At 47.3% G+C, this 11,962-nt stretch carries 9 protein-coding genes; 7 read left to right on the forward strand and 2 right to left on the reverse strand.

Annotated elements, in window-relative coordinates:
- Positions 1–327: 327 nt before the first annotated feature.
- Positions 328–2,625, reverse strand: coding sequence for a ribonuclease R (rnr, locus tag AAAT87_RS13895; protein WP_349226748.1), 2,298 nt, complete (start codon positions 2,623–2,625; stop codon positions 328–330).
- 351 nt (positions 2,626–2,976) lie between these two features.
- Between rnr and AAAT87_RS13900 the strand changes: the two genes are divergently transcribed.
- Positions 2,977–4,686, forward strand: coding sequence for a Na/Pi cotransporter family protein (locus AAAT87_RS13900; RefSeq protein ID WP_295024992.1), 1,710 nt, complete (start codon positions 2,977–2,979; stop codon positions 4,684–4,686).
- A gap of 84 nt (positions 4,687–4,770) precedes the next feature.
- On the opposite strand, the gene AAAT87_RS13905 is transcribed toward AAAT87_RS13900, so the two are convergent.
- The gene (locus tag AAAT87_RS13905) at positions 4,771–5,469 is read right to left on the reverse strand and encodes an SIR2 family NAD-dependent protein deacylase (protein ID WP_349226749.1); all 699 of its coding nucleotides are present in this window, start codon (positions 5,467–5,469) and stop codon (positions 4,771–4,773) included.
- Between the two features lie 175 nt (positions 5,470–5,644).
- On the opposite strand from AAAT87_RS13905, the gene bamJ (AAAT87_RS13910) reads away from it, so the two are divergent.
- The 6 genes from bamJ (AAAT87_RS13910) to AAAT87_RS13935 all read left to right on the forward strand — a co-directional run bounded on the left by bamJ (AAAT87_RS13910) (position 5,645) and on the right by AAAT87_RS13935 (position 11,626).
- Positions 5,645–6,247 carry a BamJ family beta-barrel-assembly machinery protein gene (bamJ, locus tag AAAT87_RS13910; RefSeq protein WP_089544774.1) on the forward strand — a complete coding sequence of 201 codons (603 nt, stop codon included), beginning with the start codon at positions 5,645–5,647 and terminating at the stop codon, positions 6,245–6,247.
- A 36-nt stretch (positions 6,248–6,283) separates the two neighbouring features.
- Positions 6,284–7,159 (forward strand): BamJ family beta-barrel-assembly machinery protein, encoded by an 876-nt coding sequence (gene bamJ, locus AAAT87_RS13915; RefSeq protein WP_089544773.1) that lies wholly within the window; start codon positions 6,284–6,286, stop codon positions 7,157–7,159.
- Between the two features lie 40 nt (positions 7,160–7,199).
- Complete coding sequence (gene bamJ / locus AAAT87_RS13920; protein WP_295024993.1) at positions 7,200–8,174, forward strand: BamJ family beta-barrel-assembly machinery protein; 975 nt, start codon at positions 7,200–7,202, stop codon at positions 8,172–8,174.
- Between the two features lie 174 nt (positions 8,175–8,348).
- Complete coding sequence (locus tag AAAT87_RS13925) at positions 8,349–8,816, forward strand: Lrp/AsnC family transcriptional regulator (protein WP_089544771.1); 468 nt, start codon at positions 8,349–8,351, stop codon at positions 8,814–8,816.
- A gap of 25 nt (positions 8,817–8,841) precedes the next feature.
- The gene (locus AAAT87_RS13930; protein ID WP_295024994.1) at positions 8,842–10,590 is read left to right on the forward strand and encodes a membrane dipeptidase; all 1,749 of its coding nucleotides are present in this window, start codon (positions 8,842–8,844) and stop codon (positions 10,588–10,590) included.
- 4 nt (positions 10,591–10,594) lie between these two features.
- Positions 10,595–11,626, forward strand: a complete 1,032-nt coding sequence (locus AAAT87_RS13935) for a M28 family peptidase (protein ID WP_117663814.1) — start codon at positions 10,595–10,597, stop codon at positions 11,624–11,626.
- Positions 11,627–11,962: the final 336 nt, after the last annotated feature.

The raw sequence follows: 11,962 nt of genomic DNA on the forward strand, positions 1-11,962 counted from the left end.
GGTACTGCAATGCAATGCGGGAGAGTAGGTAGCCGCCTTCTTTTATCAAAGCCTCAGATTTCGAAAGATTTCTGAGGTTTTTTTGTTTTCACGCGGAATCTTCTTTTTCTCACGCGGATTGTTTTTTAGGTCACGCAGATTTCTCAGATGACGCAGATCTCTTTTCGCTGTTTTTCCTATTTCCCACAGATTTCACAGATGTACACTGATTTTAGACCTGTTCGGTCTGGAATGATGCAGATCTTTTTCTCTGCTTTTCCTTTTTCACAGAATCAAAATAAAAAACTGGACCAACCTTAAAGGTCAGCCCAGTTTGATAGTGAGAGATTATTTGTTTCTACGATGATTACGTGTCTTCTGCTTCGACTTCTTTGTTTTCTTGGAAGAAGTACTAGCCTCAGGCTTTTCCTTGCGTATAGGAGCAGAATCGCCGGCTAGAGCGAAATCCAACTGCTTCTTTTCCAGGTTGGCTTGCGCCACCTTGATGCGGATAGCATCACCTAATTGGTACTTGTTGTGATGACGACGACCAATCAGACAGAAGTTCTTTTCATCGAAGTCGTAGTAATCGTCTGCGATATCTCTCATCGGAATCATACCTTCACAATGGTTCTCATCAATGGTTGCATAGATGCCGTAAGAAGTGATACCGCTGATGTGGGCATCGAATTCCTCACCTAGCTTATCGCCCATGAATTCTACCATCTTATATTTGATACTGTCTCGTTCTGCATTCTGTGCAATCTGCTCCATGTCGGAGCAATGCTCACAGAGTTCCTCGTAATGCTTCTCGTTGGCACTTCTGCCGCCTTGTGCATACTTGGTGAGCAAGCGGTGTACCATTGTATCCGGATAACGGCGGATCGGCGAAGTGAAGTGAGTATAGTATTCGAATGCCAGACCGAAGTGACCGATGTTGTGGACGGAATACTTTGCCTTCATCATTGCACGGAGAGCTACCATCTGGATGAGGTTGTTCTCAGGCTTGCCTTCGCAGTCAGCCATCAACTTGTTCAGACTTCTGGCTGTGGCGCCCTTGGTGCCCTCGGTCTTCATCTTATAGCCGAACTTCACAACGAATTCACGCAGGGTTTCCAGCTTCTGTGGGTCTGGATTGTCGTGAATACGATAAGGAAGCGTCTTTGGCTTCTTTCCCTTTTTCACCTTTCCGATGCTTTCAGCCACCGTACGGTTGGCTAGGAGCATGAATTCCTCTACGAGTTTGTTGGCGTCCTTAGAGCGCTTGTAGTAGCAGCTGATAGGTTTGCCTTTCTCGTCAATATCGAAATGCAGTTCCTCTCGGTCGAACTTCACGGCTCCATTCTTGAATCTTGCAGCACGAAGTTTCTTTGCCAGTCTATCAAGGGTGATAAGCTGGAGTGCATTTTCACCCTGGTATGGATGCTCTTTGGTTTCTGCCGGTGCAGGTTCGCCGGTACCATCAATCACGCCATTTGCTTCTAGGAGTTCCTGTACCTCTTCATATTTATATCGGCGGTCGCTCTCGATGACGGTATGCACGATGCGGTAGTTCTTGACCTCGGCATTGTTGTCGAGTTCAAAGATGACGCTGTATGCCAGTTTTTCCTCGTTAGGGCGAAGTGAGCAGATGAAGTTGCAGAGACGCTCAGGGAGCATCGGGATGGTGCGATCTACGAGATAGACAGAAGTGGCACGCTTCACGGCTTCCTTGTCGATGATGCTGCCCTCTGTGACGTAGTGCGAAACATCGGCGATGTGAACACCCACCTGCCAATTGCCATTCTCCAGTCTCTGGATACTCAAGGCATCGTCGAAGTCTTTGGCATCCTTCGGGTCGATGGTGCAGGTGAAAACCTTGCGGAAGTCCTCACGCTCCTTGTAATCCTGTTCGGTGATTTCGCCCGAAATCTTGTTGGCAGCATCCTCTACATTCTTTGGATACTTGTAAGGCAATCCATATTGGGCGAGGATAGAGTTCATCTCTACATCGTTGTCACCCTTCTGTCCGAGGATATCCACAACCTCACCGATAGGACTCTTGTTTTCTCCATCCGGCCATTCAATGATTCGTACCACCGCCTTGTCGTCGGTCTTTCCGCCCTTTACCTTTCTTCTCGGAATGATGATGTTATGAGCGAAGACATCGCCTGGTGTAACAAGGTTAGCCAGATCCTTATCCACTTTCAATCTACCAACGAAGGTATCTTTTGCACGTTCCAGGATCTTGTTTACCTGTGCTTCCTTGATGTGGTTCTTTCGACGGGCGAGGAAGGTGAATTCCACTCGGTCGCCATTGAGCGCTCCCATAGAGTTGCGCTCAGAAACGAAGATAGGATTTTCTTCGCCATCAGGGATGACGGAGTTCTTGCCATTTGCCTTTCTAACAAACTTACCCTCCATCACCTGCACGCTTTGGTTCAGGCGATACGAATTATCACTTACCTTTGCCAGATAGTCATCCCATGCCATTTCCTCCATGATATCGATAGCCAGCATCTTGAGCGGATGCGTGGTGAGATGGAGGGAACGGAATATTTCTTTAAAGCTGAGCGTTTCGCCCGGCCTTTCGGCAAAGAATTGCTGCAGAATCTCAGTGAGCTGCGCCTTGTTCATTCTTTTGCCGCCTTTTTTACCTTTTCCCATAATTACGACTGTTATATGACTGTTTATAGTTTTATAAGGCAAAGAAACAAAAAAAATCGGAGAATACAAAGTTTCTTGGCATCTTTTTTGTTTTTTATTAAATATGTAACAAAATAGGCCACTTATTTCTCCTTTCCTTCTATATTCATCTTTATAAACGAGTAGAAAAAGATATAAGAAGATGATAGGGCAAAGCAGAGTTTTTTCTTTCTTCTGGATGTATTAATAAGTTTCGGATATTACAATACTGTTACAATTTGAAATATCCTTGCTTAATATTTCGTAATAAGCGGATTTCTTATTATATTTGCAATCGAAACGTAACAAACATTTCCACAAATACAAATAATTATGGATACAAGTCAATATCTTGTGATTTTTTTTCAGATCCTCGGTTCTTTGGCATTACTCATCTATGGTATGAAGGTGATGAGTGAGGCTTTGCAGAAGATGGCAGGATCCCAGTTGCGCCACATTTTAGGAGCTATGACTACCAACCGATTTACGGGAATGCTTACAGGTACCTTTATTACCTGTGCTGTTCAGAGTTCCTCTGCAACCACCGTGATGACGGTTTCTTTTGTGAATGCAGGTCTGCTCACCCTGGCCCAAGCCATTTCCGTGATAATGGGTGCCAACATCGGTACCACTTTTACGGCATGGATTATGTCGCTGGGTTATAATGTAGATTTAACCATCGTGGTTTTCCCTGCGTTCTTCCTCGGCATTATGCTGATATATAGCAAGAAGCGCCGGTATTTTGGAGATTTCCTTTTCGGTATCGCCTTTCTCTTCTTCTCGCTCGTTCTGTTAAGCAGTGCAGGCAAGGCTCTTGATCTGGAGCATAATCCGGCAGTTATCGACTTCTTCGGTTCCTTCGATACGAAGAGTCATTTCACCATTGTCGTCTTCCTTTTGATAGGTACGCTTATTACCTGCATTGTACAGAGTTCTGCTGCGGTGATGGCGATTACCATCCTGCTCTGTTCTACGGGAGTGCTTCCTATCTATCTGGGTATTGCGTTGGTGATGGGTGAGAATATCGGAACCACTGCTACTGCTAACCTTGCTGCTTTGGGTGCCAATGCCCAGGCTCGTCGTGCGGCTTTGGCTCATCTGGTGTTCAATGTGTTTGGTGTCATCTGGGTTCTCTGCCTGTTCTATCCTTTCGTGGATTTCGTCTGCTCTATTGTGGGCTACGATCCTGATGGCGGTATGTCGGCAGCGCAGAAGGCGAAGTTATTGCCTATCGTCCTAGCGATGTTCCACACCTGCTTCAATGTCTGCAACACAGGTGTGCTCATCTGGTTTATTCCGCAGTTGGAAAAGGTGGTTTGCCAGCTTATCAAGCCTAAGGCTGACAAGGAGGATGAGGATTTCCGCCTGCGTTTTATCCAGGCTGGTATCATGAAGACACCGGAGCTTTCTGTCTTCGAGGCACAGCAGGAAATCGGCAGTTTCGGTGAGCGCATTCATCGTATGTTTAGTATGGTGAGAGAGTTGATGGATACTCAGGATGCCAAGACTTTCGACAAGCTCTATGAGCGCATTGAGAAGTATGAGGGCATATCGGATAACATGGAGATTGAGATAGCCAAGTATCTGGATCAGGTGAGCGATGCCCATCTGAGTGATGATACCAAGGCAAAGATTCGTTCGATGCTGCGTGCGATTTCCGAGATAGAGAGCATTGGTGACAGCTGCTACAACCTCGCCCGCACCATCAAGCGCAAGGGAGAGAACAAGGAGGAGTTCACAGCCAAGCAGAATGAGAATATCCATCAGATGTTCAAGCTGGTAGATGAGTCGCTTACCCAGATGAACTTCATGTTTGCTCACGATCGCCAGAGTATCAACATGAACCATACCTATAACATTGAGACGGAAATCAACAACTTCCGTACGCAGTTGAGAAACCAGAACCTGGATGATGTGGATAACCATCTCTATACCTATGGTGTAGGCACCCTGTATATGGATATCATTCAGGAGTGCGAGAAGCTCGGCGATTACGTGGTAAACGTAGCCGAGGCACGTATGGGAACGAGAGCATCGGCATAATCGGCATTTCGATATAAGACAAAAAAGCCAAAAGGCAATAAAAGCAGAAGAGGAGACATCGGTTGATGCCTCCTCTTTCAGTTTTTATACTTTGATCATTTCTTTCAGTTCCTTCATTCCTTCAGAAGCCCCCTTCATGATATGTTCAATCTTGTAGTAGCCGTTGGTGTTTACGGCACCTGGGTCTATCAGATAGATAGGAATGTTCGGCTTGGTGTATGCTATCAGGCCTGCGGCAGGATACACGTTGAGCGAAGTACCGATGATGACGAAGATATCGGCTTGCTGCACAGCCTCGGCAGCAGGCTCTATCATCGGAACACTCTCGCCGAAGAAGACGATGAATGGTCGCAGCAAGCTGCCATCGCCTGCCTTGGTTCCAGGTTCCACCTCACAGTCATTCTCCGGCAACTCCTTGATGTATCGATAGTCGTAAGGGTCGCGCGAAGAGCAGACCTTGGAGAGTTCTCCATGCAGGTGGATCACGTTCTTGGATCCCGCTTTCTCGTGCAGGTTATCCACATTCTGTGTAATCACCGTTACGTCGAAATCCTTCTCCAGATTCTTGATAAGTTTATGTCCCTCGTTAGGTTGAGCGGCATAGAGCTTATGGCGCAACATATTATAGAAGTTAGTTACTAGGGTAGGGTCAGCTTCCCATCCCTCGTGGGTAGCTATCTGTTCCACAGGATAGTTCTCCCACAAGCCATCATTTCCACGGAAAGTTTTGAAACCACTCTCCACAGACATTCCAGCGCCGGTTAAAAATACGAGTTTCTTCATCTTATCACGTTTTATTTATTCATATTTTCTTAATCTTCTTATTAAGAATGCACAAATTTACACTTTTTTCTTTAAATATCATCGTTATCAGCGAGAAAAATGTTATCTTTGCACTCGTTTTAAGGACAATAAGTACAAAATAAAGAATATTAATACAAAGTTATAAGATAAATTTATGGATAAAGTAAGTTATGCTTTAGGCATTGGCATCGGTCGCCAGTTGGCTTCTATGGGTGCAGAGAGTTTGAACATTGATGATTTTGCACAGGCTGTAAAGGATGCGATTGCAGGCAAGCTTCAGCTCGATGAGCAGGAAGCACAGGAGTTGGTACAGAACTTCTTCGCAGAGCAGGAGGCTAAGGCTCAGGCTGCAGCTGCAGAGAAGGGCAAGGTTGCCAAGGAGGCTGGTGAGCAGTTCCTCGCAGAGAACGCTAAGAAGGATGGTATCATCACTACCAAGAGCGGTTTGCAGTATCAGATTCTGCGCGAGGGTAACGGCAAGGCTCCTAAGGCTACAGATCAGGTAGAGTGCCACTACGAGGGTACACTCATCGATGGTACTAAGTTTGATAGCTCTTACGACCGTGGTCAGACAGCTACCTTCCCATTGAACCAGGTAATCGCTGGTTGGACAGAGGGTCTTCAGTTGATGACCGAGGGTGCTAAGTACCGTTTCTTCATCCCTTATCAGTTGGGTTATGGCGAGCGTGGCGCAGGTGCAGCTATTCCTCCATTCTCAGCATTGATCTTCGATGTAGAGCTTGTTGCAGTAAAGTAATATAGAGAGAATAAAGAATAAAACATAAAGTTAAAAATGAAAAAGTTATTTTTCGGAGCCCTCGTGGCTTGTGTTGCCGCTACATTCGTAGCTTGTGGCAATTCTACTCCAAAGGCAGATCTCAAGAATGATGTAGATACAATGAGCTATGCCATGGGTATGTCTCAGACTCAGGGTCTGAAGGAGTTTATGGTAGAGCGTATGGGCGTGGATACCGCTTACATGGATGATTTCATCAAGGGTCTCAACGATGGTGCCAACGCTGGTGATGACAAGAAGAAGGCTGCTTACTATGCAGGTATTCAGATTGGTCAGCAGATTTCTAACCAGATGGTTAAGGGTATCAACCACGAGGTATTCGGTGACGATTCTACCAAGACCATCTCTTTGAAGAACTTCATGGCTGGTTTCATTACAGGTACTACCGGCAAGAAGGGTTTGATGACTGTAGAGCAGGCTGCTCAGGTAGCACAGACCAAGATGATGGCCATCAAGGCAAAGAACATGGAGAAGGAATATGGACCTAACAAGGTGGCTGGTGAGAAGTTCCTCGCTGCCAACAAGAAGAAGCCAGGAGTGGTAACTCTTCCTTCAGGTGTTCAGTACAAGGTAATCAAGGAGGGTAACGGCCCTATGCCAAAGGATACATCTATGGTAAAGGTTAACTACGAGGGTAAGACAATCGACGGCAAGGTATTCGATTCTTCTTTCAAGCGTGGTCAGGCTGTAGATCTCCGTGCTAACCAGGTTATCAAGGGTTGGACTGAGGCTTTGGTTCACATGCCAGCAGGTTCTGTATGGGAGGTTTACATCCCTCAGCAGTTGGCTTACGGTGAGCGCGAGCAGGGGCAGATCAAGCCATTCTCTGTATTGATCTTCAAGATTGAGTTGATTTCTGTAGGTGGCAAGTAATTTTTGTGGGAACTCATTTTGAGTAGAGGACTTATAAGAAATGAAGAAATATTTAATGACAGCACTCGTCCTCGTGGCGAGTGCTTCTTTGTTTACAGCCAGTGCTGCAAGCAAGAAGAAAAATGTGAAGAAGGTAATTCCGGTGGTTCTTGCCAGCGAGGGTGATTCCTTGAGTTATGCGGCAGGTGTCTATGCCACCCGTGGTCTGGTTCCATTCATCCAGCAGAGTTATCAGGTGGATACTGCTTATATGGCAGACTTCATCCGTGGTTATGAGGAGGCTATCCAGCAGGCAAATACTCCTAAGGGTACTGCTTATATCGTGGGTATGCAGATTGCCCAGATGGTAAATCAGCGCATCCTGCCTGGAACCCGCGAGGAGCTGAAGAGCACCAAGGATTCTATCAATGCCGAACTGTTCAGCCGTGGTTTCGTGGCAGCTCTTGCCAATGATACCACTATCTTTACCGAGCACAAGGCTGGCGAGTTCAAGAAGGAAGCCTTGGCTGGTGCTGGCGAGAAATATCTGGCAGCCAATGCCAAGAAGCCAGGTGTCAAGGTCTTGCCTAGCGGTTTGCAGTATAAGGTAATCAAGGAAGGTCAGGGCGAGATTCCTCAGGCTTCTGATGAGGTGGAGGTTATCTACGAGGGCCGTCTCATTGATGGAACCGTATTCGATGCAACTTCCAAGCATGGCGGTGCTGCCACAGACAAGTTCCGTGCCGGCAGCCTGATCAAGGGTTGGACAGAGGCTCTCACCATGATGCCTGTAGGCAGCAAGTGGCAGCTTTACATCCCTTATGAGTTGGCATACGGCGAGCGTCAGGCTGGTCAGATTCCTCCATATTCTACATTGGTATTCGACCTGGAGCTCGTGAGCATCGTGAAGCCTGAGGTAAAGCCTGAGGCTGACAGCGAGCAGAAGGATGATGTAGCTGTAGGAGCAGAGAAGAAGGTGGCTAAGACTCCAGCCAAGACAGCTGGCAAGAAGTCTGCTTCCAGAAAGAGAAAGTAACGCCAAATAGCAGGAAAAATCTGAAATTTTGGTTAAAATCAGTATAAAAAACAACAAAATGCACGGATATTGCAAAATATTCGTGCATTTTGTTGTCTGTTTCGATAGTTTTTATTAATTTTGCTATCTGGTATATAAGAATACCTTAAAATAGAACATAATAATAGAGAAGAAATGGAGAAAATAGACAATCTTGACAGAAAGATTCTCGGCATCCTTTCCAAGAATGCCCGTATTCCTTTCAAAGACGTAGCTGCAGAATGCGGCGTGTCTCGTGCAGCCATCCATCAGCGTGTCCAGCACTTGATGGAGGATGGATTCATCACCGGTAGCGGCTTCGATGTAAACCCTAAGAGTCTGGGTTATTCTACATGTACATACGTAGGACTTAACCTGGAGCGTGGTAATATGTACAAGAAGGTGGTAGAGCGTCTTCAGAACATTCCTGAGATTGTGGAGTGTCACTTCACAACCGGTTCTTATACCATGCTTTTGAAGTTGTATGCCCGTGACAACGAGCAGTTGATGGACTTGCTGAACAACAAGCTCCAGGCTATTCCGGGTGTAGTATCTACCGAGACACTCATTTCGCTTGAGCAGAGCATCAAGCGAGAGGTTCCTGTTCTTTTGGAGGAAGAGTAATTTTTTTGTATTTAGAAATAAACAAATGGAAACATTTGACTTGGAGTCGCATCTCAAGGGTGCGTACTCTTCTTTTCCCGAAGCGATGCATCAGCCCGTAATCGGTCTTACTGCCAATTACGAGAACATTGATGCTACGCTTCGCGACCGTTATTACAAGCAGGTGATTGCGGCAGGTGGAACGCCTGTCATCATCCCGCCAGTTGCCGACAGTACAGTCATCATCAATACCCTGGAGCATCTAGATGGTTTGATCCTGACGGGTGGAGGCGACCATAACCCGTTGTGGATGGGCGAGGAGCCGTCTCCCCGTCTTCACAATATCAATCAGGAGCGTGATGCTGCAGAGCTGATGCTTGTCCGTCTGGCTTTCAACCGTCAGATACCGATGCTCGGCATCTGCCGAGGCATCCAGACCCTGGCGATAGCCTTGGGCGGAAAAGTGTATCAGGACATCAAGCAGATGGTGAAGCACAGTCAGGATGCCGACCGCTCCGAACCAACCCATAGTGTAGAAATCAAGAAGGATTCCACCTTATATCATATATATAATTCGGAAAAGATTCTCGTCAACTCGTTCCACCATCAGGCTGTGAGCGAGCCGGGCAGGCACATGCGCATCATCGCCAAATCTACCGATGGCATCATCGAGGCGATAGAGAGCAATGAGTATAAGCAGATACTCGGCGTGCAGTGGCATCCGGAGTGGCTGGGCGAGGAAGGCGGAAAGATCTTCCAGTGGCTGGTGAACCAGGCTGGCAATTTCCATGCTGCCAAGCAGTTGCACAAGCGTATCCTAACACTCGATACCCATTGCGATACTCCGATGTTCTTCCCACAGGGCGTGAAGTTCGATCATCGCGATTCCCGCATTCTCGTAGATCTGCACAAGATGACCGACGGACATCAGGATGCTACCACCATGGTGGCTTACCTGCCGCAGCCTAAGATAGGCGAGAGCTTCAGTAGCAAGGTGGCATTCGACGTGCAGGGACCTCTGCAGTATGCCGATCTCATCTTCGACAAGATAGAGGAAATCGTGAGCAAGAACCGCGCCTACCTGAGTATCGCCCGAACTCCTGCCGATCTTTACAGCGACAAGCGAAAGGGCAGAAAGAGCATCATGCTCGGTATAGAGAATGGTCTTGCCCTGGAGCACGATCTGAGCAATGTGAAGTACTTTGCCCAGCGAGGCGTGGTATATATCACCCTCTGCCACAATGGCGATAATGACATCTGCGACAGTGCCCGTGGCTGTAATACCCACAATGGCGTGAGCAGTTTCGGAGCCAAGGTGATTCAGGAGATGAACCGCCACGGCATCATGGTGGACTTGAGCCATGCAGGCGAAAAGAGTTTCTATGATGCATTGGAAATCAGTCAGACTCCTATCGTATGCAGCCATAGCAGCAGCCGTGCGCTCTGCGATGTGCCCCGTAATCTTACCGATGATCAGATGCGTGCCCTGGCAGCCCGTGGTGGTGTGGCTCATACTACGCTCTATCATGGATTCCTGCGCAAGGAGGGCGAGGCAGACATCATGGATGCCATTGCCCATCTGGAGCATGCCATTGAGGTGATGGGCATCGACCATGTAGGTTTGGGTACCGATTTCGATGGAGACGGAGGCATCCGCGGACTTGCTGATTCTTCCGAGCTGATTAATTTCACTCTCCAGCTGTTGCGCCGCAAGTACAGCGAGCAGGATATCGCCAAGATCTGGGGAGGCAACTGGCTCAGAGTGATGACGCAGGTGCAGAACTTTAAACAATAATGTTATGACGAAAAAAATGAAGATCATATTAGGTGTGGTGGTAGCTGCCGGACTGGTGGCTGGTACCATCAGCTATAAGAATGCCAGCAGCGCAAGTTCGCCTGATGTTCAGGAGGTAGAGGAAGCGGAGAAGCTGAATCCCGTAGGTCCGGCTTTCAATGCCGATTCGGCATTGGCTTATTGTGCAGCGCAATGCGATTTCGGGCCTCGCGTGATGAACAGCGAGGCGCACGATAAGTGTGGCGAATGGATTGTGAGCAAGTTCAAGCAGTTTGGCTGCGAGGTAGAGACCCAGAAGGCAGACCTGAAGGGCTATGATGGCACGATATTGAAGAATACCAATATCATTGCCCGTTACAACCCGAAGGCTGAAACCCGTATCTTGCTCTGTGCCCATTGGGACAGTCGCCCTTGGGCGGATAACGATCCCGACAGTACCAATTGGCGCAAGCCTGTGATGGCAGCCAACGATGGTGCCAGCGGAGTAGCCGTCATGTTGGAAATCGCTCGCCAGTTGCAGGCAGATAAGAAGTTGAATCCAAGTATCGGCGTAGATTTCGTATGTTTCGATACCGAGGATTGGGGCGTACCTCAATGGTCTGATGCACAGGATGATGGCAACAGCTGGGCTTTGGGTGCGCAGTATTGGAGCGAGAACAAGCCAGAGGGTTACAATCCTCGCTATGGCATCCTCCTGGATATGGTAGGAGGCCAGGGAGCCAAGTTCTACCGCGAAGGAATGTCTATGCAGTATGCTGGTGGCATCGTGAAGCGAGTTTGGGCTGCAGCCCGTCAGGCAGGTTACGGCAGTTTCTTCCCTAAGAGCGATGGCGGTATGATTACGGATGATCATATCCCGGTAAACGAGAAGGCGAAGATTCCAACCATTGATGTGATAGCCTACTATCCTGATTGCCAGCAGAGCAGTTTCGGTCCTACCTGGCACACCGTGAACGATGATATGGCTCATCTGGATAAGAACGTATTGAAGGCAGTGGGTCAGACTATGATCCAGGTGCTTTACACCGAGGAATAAAAAGGAATGCCCCTAGAGGAAAAAGCAGTTACCTCTAGGGGCATTTCTTTTTTTCATTAGGAGAAATCTCCGTTCATAAGTTTTGAACGTATGTTCAATGCTTTTGAACGTACATTCAAAACTTTTGAACGCATATTCAAAACTTATGAACGGAGATTTCTCCTAATAGTATAGACATTTTCTTCTAATGGTATAGACAAATACTCCTAATAGTATAGATAAATACTCCTGATAGTATAGATAAATACTCCTGATAGTATACCTTAATTCCGCAACACTATAATTTAATATTTTTTATAAGTACCTGAGCAACAAAAAGTTGCTCAGGATTTTGCC

Source organism: Segatella sinensis (assembly GCF_040095255.1).
In the GTDB taxonomy this organism is placed as follows: domain Bacteria; phylum Bacteroidota; class Bacteroidia; order Bacteroidales; family Bacteroidaceae; genus Prevotella; species Prevotella sinensis.